Genomic DNA, 18,611 nt, shown 5'->3' with positions numbered 1-18,611 from the left:
GCCTGTTGCCCGTCGAAGAAGCGCTTGAAAAGGTTCTGACGCTGGTCGAACCGCTGGGTACCGAACGCGTGAGCCTGCGTCATGCGCTCGGTCGTGTGATGGCGGAGCCCGCGACCGCGCAATTGACCCAGCCGCCCTTCTCGGGCTCGGCGATGGATGGCTACTGGCTCGACGCGGCCGACCACCTGCCCGGCGCGACGCTGACCGTCGAGGGCGAAGCCGCCGCGGGTCGCGGCTATGAGGACCAACCCAAGCCCGGCCAGGCGGTACGCATTTTCACCGGCGCGCCAGTGCCGGGGCCGAATGGCGTGGTCGTGCTGCAGGAGAACGTGACGCGCGAAGGCGACACGATCACGCTGCCGCAAGAGATTGATAGCAATACCAATATCCGGCCGAAGGGTCAGGATTTCGCGCAAGGCGAGAGCTTCTGCCCCGACCGCCCGCTGACCGCGCGCGACCTCGGGCTGCTGGCGGCGATGAACGTGCCCGCGATCACCGTGCGCCGCCGCCCCATCGTCGCGATCATCGCGACAGGCGACGAGTTGGTGATGCCGGGCGAAGAGCCGGGGCCGGACCAGATCATCTGCTCCAACAGCTTCATCGTCGCGGCGTTGGCCGAGCGCATGGGCGCAGAAGCGCGCATGCTGCCGATCGCTCGCGACGACCGCGACAGTCTGCGCACCGTGTTCGACCTCGCGAAGGGCGCCGATATGGTGGTGACCTCCGGTGGCGCCTCGGTCGGCGCGCATGATCTTGTGAGCGACGTGGCCGAGGAACTGGGGCTCGAACGCAGCTTCTGGAAGATCGCGATGCGCCCGGGCAAGCCCTTGATGGCGGGCCGGATGGGCGAGGCCGCGATGCTGGGCCTTCCGGGCAACCCGGTCTCGGCAACGGTCTGTGCCGAACTGTTCCTGCGCCCGATGCTGCGCAAGCTTTCGGGCCTGTCGCCCGAAACTCGCGTGAAACAGGCAATCCTCGCGACCGATACCGGCCCCACCGGTCCGCGCACGCATTTCATGCGCGCCACGCTCGTGCCCGGCGATCCCCTGCCCCGCGTCACGCCCTTCGACAACCAGGACTCCGCGATGCTGAGCCTCCTGTCGCAGGCCGATTGCCTGCTGATCCGCCCCATCGGCGACGGGCCGCGCAAGGCGGGCGAGACGGTCGAGATCCTGCCGCTCGACTGAGCTGCGCCCGCCTCGGCCGTTGACAGCCCCCGTGAACAAGGGTAGAACAATCCTTGAACATGTGCCTTGACCGGGGAACGGAGGGTCGCGGATGCTGACGCGCAAGCAGCTGGAATTGCTGGAATTCATTCAAAAACGGATGATGAAGGACGGTGTTCCGCCCTCTTTCGACGAGATGAAGGACGCGCTGGACCTGCGCTCCAAGTCCGGTATCCACCGGCTGATCACCGCACTGGAAGAACGCGGCTTCATCCGCCGTCTCGCCCACCGGGCCCGCGCGATCGAGATCGTGAAACTGCCCGAGGCGCTCGAGAAGAAATTCGGCGCGCCAGCGACCGAGGATACAGGAAACTTCGCGCCCAAAGTGATCGAGGGGGACAAGGCCGATCCGCCGCGCGGCGCGATGCCGGTTGACGTGATCCACGCGCTGGAACTGCCGGTGATGGGCCGGATCGCCGCCGGTGTCCCGATAGAGGCGATTTCGGAGGTTTCGCATCACGTCGCCGTTCCGGGCTCGATGCTGAGCGGACGCGGAGAGCATTACGCGCTCGAGGTCAAAGGCGACTCGATGATCGAGGCCGGGATCAACGATGGCGACGTCGTGGTGATCCGCGAACAGGGCACGGCGGATAACGGCGATATCGTGGTCGCCTTGGTCGAAGGCCATGAGGCCACGCTGAAGCGTTTCTACCGTCGCAGCGGAATGATCGCGCTGGAGGCCGCCAACCCGGCCTATGAGACGCGACTCCTGCGCGACGATCAGGTGAAGGTGCAGGGTCGGCTCGTCGGGCTGATCCGCAGCTACTGACATCCATTGAGTTTCTGGAAAAGGGCGTCCTGCGGGGCGCTCTTTTTCATTTTCTGCGCCGGTGGCAGAGGGCGAAGCCTCCGGCGGGCATATTTGCGAAGAGCGAAGGTCAGGGGCGCGTCCAGAGACGGCGCCCCTTGACTTGCGCGGTCGTCGTGATTTCCCCAGCGGCACTGATCGCGACCGCGCCGGTTCCGCGCTGGCGCTGCGCGTCCCACAGATCGCAAGGGCCTGTGGCGCTGTCGAATTTGGCGGAGGTTACGACAATTCCGCCTTTGGCGCAGACCGCAGGCAAGGCGTCTTGCACGGCTTTTCCAGTGATATGGGCAAGCAGCGCCCCGCGAAACTGCGCAATCCGCGCGCCGCGCGGCCCGGAGAATGCAGGCCGCGCGGCCGCCACCTCCAGCGTCGCCGCGTCGCCATCCGCCGCAAGCCAGCGGTCCGAGATGAACCCCGCGCCGGGTTTCGACAGAGCCCGGCCTAGCGGCGTCATCACCCCGACCTGCCGGCCCTCGGGTGCGATCAGAAGTGCAGGTCGCTCGTCGTCGGCGCGCAGCCAAAACACGCAAGCCGTGGCAATCAGGCCAATGCTCGCTGTCCGTCCCGCGCCGCGGGTCAGGATCAGCCCCAAGGCTCCAAGCGCGATCAGCGGCAGCACATAAGGCCCCGGTTGAACGATGGCGAGAACGGAGCCATCGAGGTCGCTGACCCATCGCGCGACGCGCAAGATCCACGCCGTACCCTGCCCCACCGCCCAAAGCGCGGGGCCGCTCACACCGAAGGGGGCCAGCAGCGCCGCGAGGACCCCCATCGGCATGATCACCAGCCCCATTGCGGGCACCGCGAACAGGTTCGCCAGAACCCCGTATTCCGACAGCCGGTGGAACTGCGCGGCCACGATCGGCGCCGTAGCAGCGCCAGCGATGAGCGAGGTCGCGACCAGCATCAACGCGGGCCGCAGAAGCCGCGGCAGATAGCGCGCGGCGCGGGTCCACGGCCCGAGCATCACGATCAGCGCGGTCGTCGCCGCGAAGGACATCTGGAAGCCGGGCGCGGTCAGGCTCTCTGGTTGCCAGATCAGCAAGAGCGTGGCGGCGAGCGCGACGGTGCGCAGGCTCAGCGCACGACGGTCGAAAAGAACGGCGAGGAGCATGATCGACACCATGATCCAGGCCCGCTGGGTCGATACCGCAGGCCCCGCGAGCCACAGATAGGCGCTGGCCGCGATCAGCGCCGCAATGGCAGCCAATTTCTTCGTGGGCCAGATCAGCGCGGGTCGGCCTGCCAGCGCCAGCCCGTAGCGCACGAGACCAAAGACGAAACCCGCGAGGATTCCCATATGCAGCCCCGAGATCGCGATCAGATGCGCGAGGCCGGAGCGGCGCATAACCTCGCGCGAGGCCTCGCTCAGACCCGAGCGGTCGCCGGTCATCAGCGCCGCCGCGACCGCGCCGGGCTGGCCCGCGATCCGCGCCTGAATCGCCGTAGAGAGCCGCATCCGCGCGCGATGCGCCGCCATCGCCCAATCACCGGGATCGGGCGGCGCGACCCGCATCACCGGCGCGCGGGTATAGCCGATCGCGCCGAGGCGATCGAACCAGGCGGTGCGGCGAAAATCGTAGTCCCGGGGCGCGGCTGGCGGCGGCGGGGGCGAGAGATTCGCCGTGAGCATGACCTGCGCGCCGGGTTCCGGGGTGAACTCGCTCTGATCGCCATGCAGCGTGACCCGGACCCGCGCGGGCGTATTTCCGGGGGCGACCCGGTCGATCCGCACCTGATCCAGCGTCAGCCGGATCAGGTCCGAGCGCGCGCGGTCGATCTTCACGATCCGCCCGGCGACGGGGCCGTAATAGCGGTATTGCAGCACCGGCGCTGCGACGAGATGGGCGCGTAGCCCCGCCAGCAGCAGGCCCAGAGCCGCGAGGGCAATGAGTGCCGCCGGCAACCGAAACCATACCGCGTCACGCAGCCAAAGCGTCAGAGAGATCGCGCAGATCGCGAGCGCGGTCAGGTAGATAAGCCAGCCCGGCTCCACCTTGAGCGTGAAATACGCACCGACCCCGCCCCCGAGCGCCACCGGCATCCACAGGAAAAGCTGCGCCCGCGCCCGCGCCAGGGCACCAAGCGGATCGGAGAGGCCAGCGAAAAGCGCCGCGATCAGACGAGAGCTGCGGCCCGCGCCCTTTGCGCCCTCGGGCAGCGCCCAGTCGCCCGGTTCCGCATTGATCGCCATGCTTGTCCTCGGCCCCGTCCCTGCTTATGCATCGAGCCGAGAAAGCCTATGCGCTTGATGGTTTCCGAAAGGTAAAGGCGGGCCGGTGAGAGCCCGCGAAGAAAGGCTCCGACATGTCCGACCAGATTGTCACCCGTTTCGCCCCCTCGCCCACCGGCTATCTGCATATCGGCGGTGCGCGCACGGCGCTGTTCAACTGGCTCTATGCACGCGGGCGCGGCGGTAAATTCCTGCTGCGTATCGAGGATACCGACCGTGAACGCTCGACCCCGGAGGCGACGGCAGCGATCCTGCAGGGGCTCGAATGGCTGGGGCTCGACTATGACGGCGAGGTGGTGAGCCAAGCCGCGGGCGCGGCCCGCCACGCCGAGGTCGCCCATAAGATGCTGGAGAAGGGCCACGCCTACAAATGTTTCTCCACGCAGGAAGAGATCGCGGCCTTCCGCGAGGACCCGGCGAACAAGGGCCAGATGTTCCCCTCGCCGTGGCGCGACGCCGATCCCGCGACCCATCCGGACGCGCCCTACGTGATCCGGCTGAAAGCCCCGCGCGAGGGCACGACCGTGATCCAGGACGCGGTGCAGGGCGAAGTGACGATCCGCAACGATCAGCTCGATGACATGATTTGTTTACGTTCGGATGGCACACCGACCTACATGCTGGCCGTTGTCGTCGATGACCATGATATGGGCGTGACCCATGTGATCCGCGGGGACGACCATCTCGTCAATGCCGCGCGGCAGATGCTGGTCTATCGCGCGATGGATTGGGACGTGCCGACCTTTGCGCATATCCCGCTGATTCACGGTCCCGACGGCAAGAAGCTGTCGAAGCGCCACGGCGCGGTGGGCCTCGAGCAGTATCAGGCGATGGGCTACCCGGCGACGGGCATGCGCAACTACCTCGCGCGGCTCGGCTGGAGCCATGGCGACGACGAATTCTTCACCGACGAACAGGCGAAGGAATGGTTCGACATCACTGGCATCAACAAGGCGCCGGCGCGGCTCGATTTCAAGAAGCTCGAGAATATCTGCGGCCAGCATATCGCGGTCACCGACGAGGCCGAATTGCTGCGCGAAATCGAAGGTTATCTCGCAGCTGCAGAAAAACCGTCGCTGGATGACGCACAGAAATCTGCGCTTATGCGCACGCTTCCCGTCGTAAAGGGCTCAGCGAAAATTCTGCCGCAACTCCTTGAAAAGGCGCATTTCTCTCTGACGCAGCGCCCGATCGAAATCGAAGAGAAAGCGGCCAAGGCACTGGATGATGTATCCCGTGGTATACTGAGTGAATTGACCTTTGCGCTGCAACGCGCTAATTGGTCGCGGGAAGACCTGGAAGCCGCTGTCGGACAGGTTGCCGAAGCGCATGGGCTTGGCCTTGGGAAGGTCGCAGCTCCGATGCGGGCGGCCTTGGCGGGACGTGCGGCAACCCCCAGCGTATTCGATATGATGCTCGTTTTGGGCCGGGAGGAGACTCTGGCTCGACTCGACGATCAGGCGGCCTGAGGCCTGGCCGCCCTCTCCGGACGACTGTCCGGACGCGATAGACCGGCGCGGCCCAGCCGGAGGATGAAAGGGAATTTACATGGCAGACAACTCGAAGACCGCCACGCTCTCGCTTGACGGACAAACCTATGAGCTTCCCGTGCTCTCGCCCTCGGCTGGTCCCGACGTGCTCGATATCCGCAAGCTCTATGGCCAAGCCGACGTCTTCACCTACGATCCGGGCTTCACCTCGACCGCAGCCTGCGAATCCAAGATCACCTTCATCGACGGTGCCAAGGGTGAGCTGCTGTATCGTGGCTATCCGATCGACCAACTCGCGTCGAAGTCGCATTACCTCGAAGTGTGCTACCTGCTGCTCTACGGGGAACTGCCGACCAAGGCGCAGATGGAAGATTTCGAGTTCCGCGTGACGCGTCACACGATGATCCACGAGCAGATGAAGCAGTTCTTCCAGGGCTTCCGCCGCGACAGCCACCCGATGGCGACCATGGTCGGCGTCGTGGGCGCGCTGTCTGCCTTCTATCACGACAGCCTCGACATCTCGGACCCGTGGCAACGCGAAGTCGCCTCGATCCGCCTGATCGCGAAACTGCCGACGATCGCCGCGATGGCCTACAAGTATTCGATCGGTCAGCCCTTCGTCTATCCGAAGAACGAGCTGAGCTACGCCGAGAACTTCCTGCACATGTGCTTCTCGGTCCCGGCCGAAGACTACAAGATCGAGCCTGCGCTGGCCCGTGCAATGGACCGGATTTTCACGCTCCATGCCGATCACGAGCAGAACGCCTCGACCTCGACCGTGCGTCTGGCGGGCTCCTCGGGCGCGAACCCGTTCGCCTGTATCGCGGCCGGCATCGCCTGCCTCTGGGGCCCCGCCCACGGCGGCGCCAACCAAGCCTGCCTCGAGATGCTGCGCGAAATCGGCACCGTCGACCAGATCCCGGAATACATCAAGCGCGCCAAGGACAAGGACGATCCCTTCCGCCTGATGGGCTTCGGTCACCGCGTCTACAAGAACTTCGACCCGCGCGCGAAGGTCATGAAGGAATCGGCAGACGAGGTGCTCGACCTGCTCGGCATCCACGACAACGAGACGCTTCAGGTCGCCAAGGAACTTGAGAAGATCGCTCTGGAGGACGAATATTTCGTCTCCAAGAAGCTCTATCCGAACGTCGACTTCTACTCGGGCATCATCCTCGAGGCGATGGGCTTCCCGACCTCGATGTTCACCCCGATCTTCGCGCTGTCGCGCACCGTCGGCTGGATCTCGCAGTGGAAAGAGATGATCGAGGATCCGACCGGCAAGATCGGTCGCCCGCGTCAGCTCTATACCGGCGCGACCTACCGCGATTACGTCGATCTCGAGAAGCGCTGAGCATAGACCAGATCATTGCGGGCCGGAGGGGAAACCTTCCGGCCCGTTTTCCATTCTGCTACCCCGGTGACAGGGGACGGCGCCCCGCTTGGCTGCGCCGGCCTCCCCCGGGATAATCACGAAAGAGCGAAGACATAGCTGACCGTCTGACATACCGCCCGCATCATTTCCTCTGCTCGCTCGGGTTCGTGGGGAAGGGATATTCGGATGCCTTCACTGCGAACATGACCGAAATCGTCGAGGGGCGACTGCGGCGTGCGGAAGGGGCGGCGGTGGAGATCGAAGTGGTGGGCGCGGCCGATGACATCTGCGGTCCCTGCCCGTCGCGGCGCGGGTCCGGTTGCACCGGGCAGGCGAAGATCGACCGGCTGGATGCAGCCCATGCGAAGGCATTGGGAATTGCGCCGGGCGATGTGCTCAGCTGGGGCGAGGCGCTGGAGCGGATGGCCGCCCTGCCCGCCGATGTCCACCAGACGATCTGCGCCGAGTGCCAATGGCTGAGCGAGGGCATGTGCGAAGCCGCTCTCGCTCGGCTTCAGGGCAAAGCGTAACGCCATTCCCAGCCGGGGGCAGCGCTTCGATTTCGAGGCAGGGTTCCGCCGCGTCTGCGCGGCGCCGACCAGCTACCCGCGACGGCGAGTGGCGCAACCGCCATTGCGCAGCATTGCTAAGCGGGCCGACTCGCCCGCGCGCAAATTCGCAAATCATCGGGAGAGGCGCGGATCGTGCATCTGACGCTTGCGCGAAGGCGGGCGTGGTGGCAAGAAACGCGCCATGAGCACGGATCAGACCCAAGACCCTTCGCAGGGCAAGAAACTGGCGCTAGTCACCGGCGCTTCGCGTGGCCTCGGCGGGGCGATTGCAGAGGCCTTGGCCGAAGACGGCTGGCATATCATGGCCGTCGCGCGGACCACCGGCGCGCTGGAAGAACTCGACGACCGGATTCAGGCGAAGGGCGGCACCGCTTCGCTCGGCCCGCTGGACGTGACCGACCCCGATCAGATGGCGCATCTCGCGCAGTCGATCGGCGCGCGCTGGGGCGGGCTCGATCTCTGGGTGCATACCGCGATCCATGCCGCGCCGCTCTCGCCGACGGGGCATATCGACGCCAAGGAACTGGCCAATTCGGTCAAGGTGAACGTGACCGCGACCGCGCAGCTGATCGGGCTGATCGAGCCGCTGCTGCTCGCTCGCCAAGGCACCGCTCTGGCCTTCGACGATCCGCGTGCGGGGCAGAAATTCTTCGGCATCTACGGGGCGACGAAAGCGGCACAGATGGCGATGCTGCGCTCGTGGCAGGCGGAGACCGTGAAGATCGGGCCGCGCGTGGTCATCGCCGAGCCTGCGCCGATGGCGACCGCCTTGCGCGGGCGGTTCTTCCCCGGCGAGGATCGCGACGCTCTCGCCGATCGCCATGCCGAAGCACGGCGTATCCTCGACACGCTCTGACGCCCCGGCCAAACGCCGCGGAGCGCTTGGCCTGCGGCGCTTTGGCGACACATCCAGGCTGTTGCCTGCCCCCGCTTTACCCTTCATCCACTGCAAGGTAAGCATCGGGTGACGCGACGGGGAACTGGGGGCAACATGCGTATTCTCATCACCAATGACGACGGCATCGACGCGCCGGGTCTGGCCGTTCTTCTCGAGATCGCCGAAGAACTCGCAGGTCCCGATGGCGAGGTCTGGACGGTCGCGCCCGCCTTCGAGCAATCGGGCGTGGGCCATTGCATCTCCTACACCCGGCCGATGATGATCTCGAAGCTGGCCGAGCGCCGTTTCGCAGCCGAAGGCAGCCCCGCCGACTGCGTGATGGCCGGGCTTTACGACGTGCTGGAAGGGCAGCGGCCCGATCTGGTGCTCTCGGGCGTGAACCGGGGCAACAACTCCGCCGACAACGCGCTCTATTCCGGCACGTTGGGCGGCGCGATGGAGGCGGCGCTGCAAGGGGTGCCCGCGATTGCCCTGTCTCAATTCATCGGCCCCGAGGTCTTCAATGCCCCCGACATGTTCGAGGCGGCGCGGGTGCATGGCGCGGGGCTCGTGCGCAAGCTCCTCGATCAGGGCATCTGGGACGATGGCGATTACCGGGTGTTCTACAATGTCAATTTCCCGCCGGTGCTGGCAGCCGACGTCAAGGGCCACAAGGTCGCCGCCCAAGGCTTCCGCAAGGATTGCTTCTTCTCGACCGAGGCGCACCACGCGCCCTCGGGGCGGCGCTTCCTGTGGATCAAGGGTGGCCCGCAGCATACGCCGACGCAGCCGGGCACCGATGCCGCCGTCAACCTCGACGGCTATATCTCGGTCACGCCGATGCGCGCCGATCTGACGGCGCATGACGTGATCGCCGATCTGGAGGCCCGTCTGGGATGAGCGAGGATGCGGAAGAGGATCTGGCCGAGCGCAAGATGCGGTTCCTCTTCGCACTGCGCTCCAAGGGCGTGACCGACGCGCGCACGCTGCACGCGATGGAGGGGATCGACCGCGGCCAGTTTGTGCGCGGTATCTTCGCCGATCGTGCCTATGAGGACATGCCCCTGCCGATCGCCTGCGGACAGACCATCTCGCAACCTTCGATCGTGGGGCTGATGACCCAGGCCGCGGATGTCGGCTCGCGCGATACCGTGCTCGAGATCGGCACCGGATCGGGCTATCAGGCAGCCATCCTGAGTCAGCTCGCCCGACGGGTCTACACGGTGGATCGCCACAAGCGCCTCGTGCGCGAGGCCGAGGGCGTCTTCACGGCGCTGCGGCTCACCAATATCGTTGCGATTTCCGGCGACGGCTCGCATGGGCTGCCCGATCAGGCGCCCTTTGATCGAATCATCGTGACTGCCGCCGCGGAAGACCCTCCCGGGCCGCTCTTGGCCCAGCTGAAGATCGGGGGTATCATGGTTCTGCCCGTAGGCCAGTCGGACACGGTGCAAAGCCTGATCCGGGTGCGCCGGCTCGAGACGGGCTTCGATTACGAAGAATTGCGTCCGGTGCGCTTCGTCCCCCTTGTAGAGGGCGTGGCAAACGACTGAGTGGCAGGCAAGAACGGACCCCGTAGAGGTCTGAGAGACAGTGAGGACGAGCGGATGGCAACGAAGAATTCCCGGCTGCGGCTGATCCTGGCAGGTGGAGTCGCGCTGACGGCGCTGGCCGCCTGTAACCCGAACGGGTTCGATCTGGACATGCGCGGCTACGGCAATGGCGGGCTCGACACGAGCGCGGCTGCCCGGCAGGCCGTACAGGATCGCCCGCGCCCGAATGCGCAGGGCATCATCACCTACCCGAATTATCAGGTCGTCGTGGCGCGCCGCGGCGATACGGTCAACTCCGTCGCACAACGTATCGGCACCGATCCCGGCGCGCTGGCCCGCTATAACGCGGTCGCGCCCGACGCGGTGCTGAACGCGGGCGAAGTGCTGGCCCTGCCCAACAAGGTCGCGACGACAGCCGGCACCGCGGCGCCGGGCAATTCCAGTGCACTGACCTCGGAGACGATCGACATCACCTCGCTCGCGTCGAACGCGATCGACAAGGCGCAGGCGAACCAGCCCGCGAAGGCGACCCCGGCTTCGGCCCCGGTCTCCACAACCAGCCCCGAGCCGATCCGCCACAAGGTGGCGCGTGGCGAGACCGCCTACTCCATCGCGCGCTACTATTCGGTGCCGGTGAAGGCACTGGCCGAATGGAACGGGCTACCCAACGATCTGCGCGTGCGTGAAGGTCAGATGCTGATCATCCCGGTCGCCTCCGGCCGCCAACCTCCGAAGGTCGAGACCGCTACGGCTACGACGGCGCCCGGCACCGGCTCGCCGACCCCGGTGCCGCCCTCCGCGGCAGAGCCCCTGCCCGACAAGACGCCGCCGAAAGCCTCCGAGCCGGTCAAGACGCAGACCCCGGACATGAGCACCGATCGCACCAAGGCATCGGACACGTCGAAGATGATGATGCCGGTTCCCGGCTCGATCATCCGCCCCTACAAGAAGGGCAAGAACGACGGTGTCGATATCTCCGCGTCGGCCGGAACTGCGGTGAAAGCCGCCGAGAGCGGCACCGTGCTGCTGATCAGCCAGGACACCGACGATGTCGCCTTCCTCGCGATCAAGCATCCCGACAATCTGGTGACGGTCTATTACAACGTGACAGGCATCACGGTGAAGAAAGGCGCGAGCGTCAAGCGCGGCCAGACCATCGCGAAGGTCGCGTCCGGCGATCAGGGCTATCTGCATTTCGAGGTCCGCAAGGGCATCGATTCCGTCGATCCGATGCCGTACCTCAACTGATCTTGCGCGGCGGGCCGGAGATATTCCGGTCCGCCCGCGCCCCTGCCCGCCTAGCCCGCAACAGGCGCGAGCAGCAGACAGCTCTCGCTGTTGAGCACCCCCGGAATTTCCCGAATATCGCGCAAGGCCCGGTCGAACTCGCCCAGAGTCTCGGCCCGGATTTCCGCCACCAGATCCCAGTTTCCATTGGTCGCGAAAACCGTCGTGACCTCCGGGATCCGGTGCAGCGCCCGGATCACAGCGCGCGACATCTTGCCCTGTAACTCGACCAGCGTGATCGCACGCACCTGCCCCTCGACATCGGTCTCGGTCTCGATGGTAAAGCGCCGGATCTGCCCCGACGCCACCAGCGCCTCCAGCCGGGCGCGTGCTGTGGTGCGCGACACTCCCACCTGCAGCGCAAGATCAGTCACCGAGAGCCGCGCGTCCGCCCGCAATGCGGTCAGGATCGCGCGGTCCGTATCGTCGAGCTGCATCGCCCCTCCGTTTTGATCAATCAATTAGCCAAACTGATCGAATTTAGTTCCGATTTGCGCAAATTGACAAGCGAAACCTCTGCGCCATTTCGTCAGACTGAGTCCAACAAGGGAGATCACGATGACACGCACAGTATCGATTCTGGGCGCGCCTATTCAAACTGGCGCTTCGCAACCCGGCTGCATCATGGGACCGGCCAGCCTGCGCATCGCCGGGCTGGGCGATATCCTGACCGAGCTGGGCTGGGAGGTGAACGATCTGGGCGACCTGTCGATCCCGGCGCAAGACCCTGTGCCGCACAAGAACCCCGCGATCCACGATCTGGCCGAGACCCGCGCCTGGATCGAGGCGTTGTCGGACGCAGCCTTCGACGCCGCCCAGAAGCACGACCGCCCGATCTTCATCGGTGGCGACCACGCGCTGGCTGCCGGCACGCTGAGCGGGCTGGCACGTCATGCGAAAACCCAGGATCGCCCGCTTTTCGTTCTGTGGCTCGACGCCCACCCGGACCTGCACACGCTGGAAACCACGACCAGCGGCAACCTGCATGGCACGCCCGTGGCCTACGTCACGGGACAGCCGGATTTCGAGGCCTTCCCGCCGCTGGAAGCCAGCATCGATCCCAAGAACTTCTGCATGATGGGCATCCGCTCTGTCGATCCGGCAGAGCGCGAGCGCATCAAGCAGATCGGCTTGGAAGTCCATGACATGCGCGCCATCGACGAAACCGGCGTGCTGGCTCCGCTGCGCGCCTTCCTTGACCGCGTGCGCGAAGCCAACGGCCTTCTGCATGTCAGCTTCGACGTCGATTTCCTAGACCCCGGGATCGCGCCCGCCGTGGGCACGACCGTGCCGGGCGGCGCCACGTTCCGCGAGGCGCATCTGATCATGGAAGAGGTCGGCGACAGCGACCTCGTCACTTCGCTCGACATTGTCGAGCTTAACCCCTTCCTCGACGAACGCGGCCGCACGGCGAAACTGCTGTGCGACCTCGCGGCCAGCCTCTTCGGCCGCCGCGTTCTTGACCGCATGACACGGAGTTTTTGATGGACAAGTCCCCGCTCGCCCCCTCCGAACTGGCCTTCGTGCCCTTCGTTTCCGTCGCCAACATGATGAAGCTGGTGAACGAGATCGGCCCCGAACAGGTGATGCGCGACCTCGCCGCCTATATCGAAGAGGATTTCCGCCGCTGGCCGGATTTCGACAAGACGCCGCGCGTCGCGAGCCATTCTGCGGAGGGCGTGATCGAGTTGATGCCGACCGCGGATAGCGAAAATTACGGTTTCAAATACGTCAACGGGCACCCCAAGAACGGCCGCACCGGGCACCAGACCGTGACGGCGTTCGGTGTGCTGTCCTCGGTCGCGACGGGCTATCCGCTGCTGATGACCGAGATGACGATACTGACCGCACTGCGCACCGCCGCCACCTCGGCGCTGGTGGGCAAATACCTCGCCCCGAAAGGCGCGACGGTGATGGGCATGATCGGCAATGGCGCGCAATGCGAGTTTCAGGCGCTGGCCTTCCGCGCGATCTGCGGCATCGACACATTGCGGCTTTACGACATCGACCCGAGCGCGACCGAGAAAGCCGCGAAGAACCTGATCGCGCAGGGGTTCAACGTCACCAAATGCCGCTCCGGCGAGGAAGCGGTCGAAGGCGCGCAGGTCATCACGACCTGCACCGCCGACAAGCAATATGCGACGATCCTGACCGACAACATGGTCGGCTCGGGCATCCACATCAACGCGATCGGCGGCGACTGCCCCGGCAAGACCGAACTGCATCGCGACATCCTCACCCGCTCGGAGATCTTTGTCGAATACCCGCCGCAGACCCGCATCGAGGGCGAGATTCAGGCGCTCGACGAGGATCACCCGGTGACCGAGTTGTGGAAGGTCATGCGCGGGGAGGCCGAGGGCCGCCGCGACGCGAAACAGATCACGCTGTTCGATAGCGTGGGCTTCGCGATCGAGGATTTCAGCGCGCTGCGCTACATCCATGACCGCGTGAAGGGTGGCGATTATGCGCAGATGCTCGATCTTATGGCAGACCCCGACGATCCGCGCGATTTGTTCGGGATGCTGACGCGGGCGGGCTGAGCCCGCTTGCGCTTGACGCGCGCGCGTGGCACCGAAAGCGAAACGCCCCTTTCAGACGAGAGCGCGACATGACCGACAAGACCCACCCCTATGCGGGCGACGGCAGACACACCGACAGCTACTACGCGGCTTCGGCCAACCCGGCCCCGCTCCGTCCGGAACTGGAAGGCGCGGTGGAGGCCGATATCTGCGTCGTGGGCGCGGGCTTTTCGGGCCTCTCGACCGCGCTGCATCTGGCCGAAAAGGGCTATAGCGTCACCGTCGTGGAAGGCGCACGCATCGGCTGGGGCGCTTCGGGCCGCAATGGCGGTCAGGTCGTCAACGGGCTGAACGCGAGCCTCGACGTGATCGAGAGCCGCTACGGACAGGACACCGCGAATTTCGTCGCCGGTCTGGTGATGGAAGGCGGCGACATCATCCGCGAGCGCGTCGCGACCTACGACATCCAATGCGACCTGAAGCCCGGCAACGTCTTCGCGGGGCTCACCGGCAAGCATATGCAGGAGCTGGAAGCGCGCTGGAAACTCTGGCGCAGCTACGGCATCGAAAGCCAGGAGATGCTGAGCCGCGAGCAGATGCGCGAGCACGCGGCTTCCGACCTCTATGCGGGCGGCATGATCGACCACAAGGGCGGCCATCTGCATCCGCTGAACCTCGCGCTTGGCGAGGCGGCGGCGGTCGAGAAAATGGGCGGCACGATCTACGAGATGTCCCCCGTCAATTTCGTCGACACCGAAGCCACGCGCCCGGTGATCAGGACCGCGAAGGGGCAGATCACCGCGAAGACGCTGGTTCTGTGCGGCAACGCCTATCTCGGCCATGTCGTGCCCACGCTGGAGCGCCGTGTGATGCCCGTCTCGACGCAGGTGATGGCGACCGAGCCGCTGGGCGAGGCCAAGGCACGCGAATTGATGCCGTCAGATGTCTGCATCGAGGACGTTCGCTACATCCTCGACTATTACCGCATGTCCGCCGACAACCGCCTGCTGTTTGGCGGCGGCACGGTCTATGGCGGGGCAGACCCGAAAGACGTCAAGGCGAAGCTCTGGAAGAACCTCGAGAAAGTCTTCCCGCAGCTCAAAGGCACCAAGATCGACTACGCGTGGTCGGGCAATTTCGCGCTCTCGTTCAGCCGCGTGCCGCAGATGGGCCGGATCGGGCAGAACACCTATTTCGCGCATGGCTATTCCGGCCACGGCGTGACCGGGTCGCATACTTTCGGGCGCATCCTGTCGGAGGCGATCAACGGCGACCTGACCCGGTTCGATACGTTCGCGAAACTGCCGTGGATTCCGTTTCCCGGCGGGCGCACTTTCCGCGTGCCCTACTCCGTCGCGGGGTCGTGGTGGTATGCTCTGCGCGATCGGCTGGGGGTGTAAGCCCCCTACCCGCGCCTTGGACGATGCGGAGGGACGCGCTTACAGCGCGATCCCGCGCCGTCCGGCCAGATCAGTGAAATACTGCCATGCCACGCGGCCCGAACGCGCCCCGCGCGTGGCCTGCCATTCGATGGCTTCGGCGCGCAACTCCTCGTCGGAGATCTCTACGCCATAGCTGTCGCAATAGCCGCGGATCATCGTGAGATACTCGTCTTGGCTGCAGGGATGGAAGCCCAGCCACAGCCCGAACCGATCGGACAGCGAGACTTTCTCCTCCACCGCTTCGGAGGGGCTGATCGCAGTCGAACGCTCGTTCTCGATCATGTCGCGCGGCATCAGGTGACGCCGGTTCGACGTGGCATAGAGGATCACGTTCGCGGGCCGCCCCTCGATCCCGCCATCCAGCACCGCCTTGAGCGATTTGTAATGCTGGTCGTCATGACTGAACGACAGGTCGTCGCAGAACAGGATGAAGCGCATCTCCGGCGCGTCGCGCAGATGCGCGAGCAGACGCCCGACGGACGGCAGATCCTCGCGCGCAAGCTCCACCAGTTTGAGCGGCAGCCCCTCGGCCACTGCCGCCGCATGGGCCGCCTTCACGAGCGAGGATTTCCCCATCCCGCGCGCGCCCCAGAGAAGCGCATTATTCGCCGCCGCACCGCGCGCAAACTGCAGCGTGTTGGCCAGCAGCGTATCGCGCGAGCGGTCGATGCCGTGCAGCAGGCTCAGGTCGACGCGGTTCACCTGAGGCACGGGCTCCAGCCGATCCGGCGCGGTGTGCCAGATGAAGGCGCTGGCCGAGGCGAAATCCGGCGCGGGCTGTGGCGCGGGCGAGAGCCGCTCCAGTGCCGTGGCGATCCGGGTCAGCGTCGCGTCATTCATCCCTTGGTATCCTCGTCGTCTTCGTCTTCATCCCATTCGTCGGGATCGATCCAGGTGCCTTCGGCGCGCATTCGAGCTTCACGGGTCTTCTCGATCCGCTTCACGAGTTGGATGGATATCTCGTAGAGACCGTAGACCACCGAGAACAGGATGACCTGGGAAATCACGTCCGGAGGCGTCGCGATCGCGGCCACGACAAGGATCGCGACTACTGCGTATTTGCGCATATTCGCGAGGCCTTGCGAAGAGACCAGACCCGCCTTGCCCATCAGCGACAGCAGGACGGGCAGCTGGAAGCAGATCCCGAAGGCCATGACGAACTTGATCGTCAGGTTGAGATATTCCTGCACCGAGCCCTGGAAGCCGATGGCGGCCATCTCGTTCGCGCCGGACGTCGCGCCGATCTCGCCCTGCTGGAAGCCGAGGAAGAAGTTAAAGGCCAGCGGCAGGATGATGTAATAAGCGAACGCCGCGCCAAGGAAGAACATCACCGGCGAGGCGATCAGGAACGGCAGGAACGCGTTCTTCTCGTTGCGGTAAAGGCCCGGCGCCACGAAACGCCACATCTGGTAGGCGATGATCGGGAATGCCAGGGCGAAACCGCCGAGGAAGGAAATATTGATCGCGACGAAGAAGCCTTCCTGCAGCTTGATCAGATAGAGGCCGCATTGCTCACCGCGCGATTCCAGCGCCGAGCAGACCGGCCGGGTCAGGAAGTTGAAGATCGGATTCCAGACCGTGTAGCAGACCACCATCGCCGCGATGAAGGCCCCCAGCGAATAGAGGATGCGCGTGCGCAGTTCCGCGAGGTGTTCGATCAGCGGGGCGGCGCTGTCCTCGATTTCGTCATGGTCGCTCATGCGTCACCCTTCTTCGCGGCGGGTTTCTTCGCCGCCGTCTTCTTGGCCGCCGGTTTGGCACCGGTTTTCGCGGCAGGTTTACTGCTCGACTTGGTCGCCGGCTTGGCGCTGGATTTCGCTGCGGTCGAAGCGCCCGTCTTCGCGCCAGTCTTGGCTGCGGTCTTCGACGCGGCTTTTTTCGCAGCGGGCTTGGCCGCCGGCTTGCTTGCCGTCTTGGAAGTCTCGGGTTTGGCCGTCTCGGCCGGGGTCGCCTCGGGTTGGGCAGCCTCGGGCTTGGGCGGCTCCGCCTCGGGATCGGGCTTGAGCGAGGTCCGCTCGGACCGGCCCGGCTCCCATTTCTCGAAAGCGTCGGTCGCCTTTTCCAGCGCGTCGAGCCCGAGCGACTTCTTCGAGGCCAGCGATTTCAGGTCGCGCACGGAGCCCGCGGCCTCGTCGAGCCCGGTATCCTTCGCCGCATCTTCCATCGCCCGCGAGAATTCGCGCGCCATCGACTTGGCCTTCGCGGTGATGCGGCCAAGCTGGTGGAACATCTTGGGCAGATCCTTCGGCCCCACGACGATCAGCGCCACGACGCCGATCAGCAGAAGCTCGCTCCAACCGATGTCTAACATGAGTGCTCAGGCCTCCGGCCAAATGAGGACGCAAAGGCAAACGGGCATCAGCCCGCAACCCCTAAAAGCGATCAGGCTCAGGCCTTGTCTTTTTCTTTCTGAACTTCGTCAGCCGGGGTCACGTCGCGTGCCTCGTCGACGGAGCCGTCTTCGATTTCCTTCGTGCCGTCGCTCACGCCTTTCTTGAAAGCGGTGATGCCTTTGCCGACTTCACCCATGAGCGAGGAAATCTTGCCGCGGCCGAAAAGAACCAGAACCACGACGGCGATCAGAAGCAGACCGGGAAGGCCGATATTGTTGAGCATTGTTGTCTCTCCTCTGGTCACGGGCCCGCCGCCCGCGCCTTATGTCGGTCCCGAGTTTTAGGATCATGCGGGCCTCAATCCTAGACCGATTCCGCCCAAACGGCGCTGTGAGGCGCAGATTACTGACAGTTCATTGTCAGTTGCCCCGCCCCGCGCTACCCTTAGCTTGACCTGCCGGGAGAGACCGATGACCCGCGACGAGCGGCTGCAACAGATCATCGCCATCCTGCGCGACGGCAAGATGCACCGTGCCAGCGATCTGGCTGAGCGGCTGGGAGTCTCGGTCCGCACGATCTGGCGCGACATGGCGGAAATCTCGGCTTATGGCGTGCCGGTCGAGGGCGAACGCGGCGTCGGTTATATCCTGCGCCGGGCGGTTGGCTTGCCGCCTCTCGTGCTGACCCGCGAGGAGTTGGCCGCGCTCGATCATCTGCTCGATCTCGCCGAAGCGATGGAGGATCCGCGCCTTGCCGGAGGCGCCGCGAGCCTGGCCGCTAAGATCCGCGCCGCCCTGCCCTCCGCGCCGCCCGAGCCGTCTGCCGAAGACGCCGGGGAAGGGCTGGCGGGCGGTCGGGGATGAGGCTAGGCTCGACTGCGAAACTTGGAAGGGATG

At 65.3% G+C, this 18,611-nt stretch carries 19 protein-coding genes; 13 read left to right on the top strand and 6 right to left on the bottom strand.

What is annotated here, in order from left to right; genetic code table 11:
* The first annotated feature begins 2 nt into the window (after positions 1-2).
* Positions 3-1,187 carry a molybdopterin molybdotransferase MoeA gene (locus DEM26_RS14235; RefSeq protein WP_109172772.1) on the top strand — a complete coding sequence of 395 codons (1,185 nt, stop codon included), beginning with the start codon at positions 3-5 and terminating at the stop codon, positions 1,185-1,187.
* Positions 1,188-1,278: 91 nt separating this feature from the next.
* Positions 1,279-1,995 carry a transcriptional repressor LexA gene (gene lexA / locus DEM26_RS14230; RefSeq protein WP_109172677.1) on the top strand — a complete coding sequence of 239 codons (717 nt, stop codon included), beginning with the start codon at positions 1,279-1,281 and terminating at the stop codon, positions 1,993-1,995.
* A 109-nt stretch (positions 1,996-2,104) separates the two neighbouring features.
* Here lexA and DEM26_RS14225 read toward each other — a convergent pair whose 3' ends face one another.
* Entirely contained in the window at positions 2,105-4,228 is a 2,124-nt protein-coding gene (locus DEM26_RS14225; RefSeq protein WP_109172676.1) for a ComEC/Rec2 family competence protein, read from the bottom strand.
* Between the two features lie 113 nt (positions 4,229-4,341).
* On the opposite strand from DEM26_RS14225, the gene gltX reads away from it, so the two are divergent.
* From gltX to DEM26_RS14190, 7 genes are all read left to right on the top strand, one after another.
* A complete protein-coding gene (gene gltX / locus DEM26_RS14220) occupies positions 4,342-5,736 on the top strand; it encodes a glutamate--tRNA ligase (protein WP_109172675.1) in 1,395 nt (464 codons plus the stop codon).
* 79 nt (positions 5,737-5,815) lie between these two features.
* Entirely contained in the window at positions 5,816-7,111 is a 1,296-nt protein-coding gene (gltA, locus tag DEM26_RS14215) for a citrate synthase (RefSeq protein WP_075775661.1), read from the top strand.
* A 188-nt stretch (positions 7,112-7,299) separates the two neighbouring features.
* Complete coding sequence (locus DEM26_RS14210) at positions 7,300-7,662, top strand: DUF1284 domain-containing protein (RefSeq protein ID WP_088720176.1); 363 nt, start codon at positions 7,300-7,302, stop codon at positions 7,660-7,662.
* 223 nt (positions 7,663-7,885) lie between these two features.
* Positions 7,886-8,560, top strand: coding sequence for an SDR family NAD(P)-dependent oxidoreductase (locus tag DEM26_RS14205; RefSeq protein WP_088720175.1), 675 nt, complete (start codon positions 7,886-7,888; stop codon positions 8,558-8,560).
* Between the two features lie 135 nt (positions 8,561-8,695).
* Positions 8,696-9,481, top strand: coding sequence for a 5'/3'-nucleotidase SurE (surE, locus tag DEM26_RS14200; protein WP_088720174.1), 786 nt, complete (start codon positions 8,696-8,698; stop codon positions 9,479-9,481).
* A complete protein-coding gene (locus tag DEM26_RS14195) occupies positions 9,478-10,134 on the top strand; it encodes a protein-L-isoaspartate(D-aspartate) O-methyltransferase (protein WP_075775665.1) in 657 nt (218 codons plus the stop codon). The genes surE and DEM26_RS14195 overlap by 4 nt, the downstream gene beginning before the upstream one ends.
* Before the next feature lie 54 nt (positions 10,135-10,188).
* Complete coding sequence (locus DEM26_RS14190) at positions 10,189-11,382, top strand: LysM peptidoglycan-binding domain-containing M23 family metallopeptidase (protein WP_075775666.1); 1,194 nt, start codon at positions 10,189-10,191, stop codon at positions 11,380-11,382.
* Positions 11,383-11,432: 50 nt separating this feature from the next.
* On the opposite strand, the gene DEM26_RS14185 is transcribed toward DEM26_RS14190, so the two are convergent.
* A complete protein-coding gene (locus tag DEM26_RS14185; protein WP_075775667.1) occupies positions 11,433-11,858 on the bottom strand; it encodes an Lrp/AsnC family transcriptional regulator in 426 nt (141 codons plus the stop codon).
* Between the two features lie 121 nt (positions 11,859-11,979).
* Between DEM26_RS14185 and rocF the strand changes: the two genes are divergently transcribed.
* The 3 genes from rocF (at position 11,980) to DEM26_RS14170 (ending at position 15,340) form a co-directional block, all read left to right on the top strand.
* The gene (gene rocF / locus DEM26_RS14180; RefSeq protein ID WP_088720172.1) at positions 11,980-12,906 is read left to right on the top strand and encodes an arginase; all 927 of its coding nucleotides are present in this window, start codon (positions 11,980-11,982) and stop codon (positions 12,904-12,906) included.
* Positions 12,906-13,961 (top strand): ornithine cyclodeaminase, encoded by a 1,056-nt coding sequence (locus DEM26_RS14175; RefSeq protein ID WP_088722554.1) that lies wholly within the window; start codon positions 12,906-12,908, stop codon positions 13,959-13,961. The genes rocF and DEM26_RS14175 overlap by 1 nt, the downstream gene beginning before the upstream one ends.
* Before the next feature lie 68 nt (positions 13,962-14,029).
* A complete protein-coding gene (locus DEM26_RS14170; RefSeq protein WP_109172674.1) occupies positions 14,030-15,340 on the top strand; it encodes an NAD(P)/FAD-dependent oxidoreductase in 1,311 nt (436 codons plus the stop codon).
* Between the two features lie 39 nt (positions 15,341-15,379).
* Here DEM26_RS14170 and DEM26_RS14165 read toward each other — a convergent pair whose 3' ends face one another.
* The 4 genes from DEM26_RS14165 to DEM26_RS14150 all read right to left on the bottom strand — a co-directional run bounded on the left by DEM26_RS14165 (position 15,380) and on the right by DEM26_RS14150 (position 17,998).
* Positions 15,380-16,222, bottom strand: coding sequence for an ATP-binding protein (locus DEM26_RS14165; protein WP_075775671.1), 843 nt, complete (start codon positions 16,220-16,222; stop codon positions 15,380-15,382).
* The gene (tatC, locus tag DEM26_RS14160; RefSeq protein ID WP_075775672.1) at positions 16,219-17,082 is read right to left on the bottom strand and encodes a twin-arginine translocase subunit TatC; all 864 of its coding nucleotides are present in this window, start codon (positions 17,080-17,082) and stop codon (positions 16,219-16,221) included. The genes DEM26_RS14165 and tatC overlap by 4 nt, the downstream gene beginning before the upstream one ends.
* On the bottom strand, positions 17,079-17,693 hold the full coding sequence (gene tatB, locus DEM26_RS14155) for a Sec-independent protein translocase protein TatB (RefSeq protein WP_088727732.1): 615 nt from the start codon (positions 17,691-17,693) through the stop codon (positions 17,079-17,081). The genes tatC and tatB overlap by 4 nt, the downstream gene beginning before the upstream one ends.
* 77 nt (positions 17,694-17,770) lie before the next feature.
* Entirely contained in the window at positions 17,771-17,998 is a 228-nt protein-coding gene (locus DEM26_RS14150) for a twin-arginine translocase TatA/TatE family subunit (protein WP_075775674.1), read from the bottom strand.
* Between the two features lie 187 nt (positions 17,999-18,185).
* On the opposite strand from DEM26_RS14150, the gene DEM26_RS14145 reads away from it, so the two are divergent.
* A complete protein-coding gene (locus DEM26_RS14145; protein WP_075775675.1) occupies positions 18,186-18,578 on the top strand; it encodes a helix-turn-helix transcriptional regulator in 393 nt (130 codons plus the stop codon).
* Positions 18,579-18,611 lie beyond the last annotated feature (33 nt).

Origin of the sequence: Thioclava sp. NG1, assembly GCF_003122275.1 — a bacterium.
Lineage (GTDB): Bacteria > Pseudomonadota > Alphaproteobacteria > Rhodobacterales > Rhodobacteraceae > Thioclava > Thioclava nitratireducens.
This window is presented reverse-complemented; position numbering and strand designations above follow the sequence as displayed.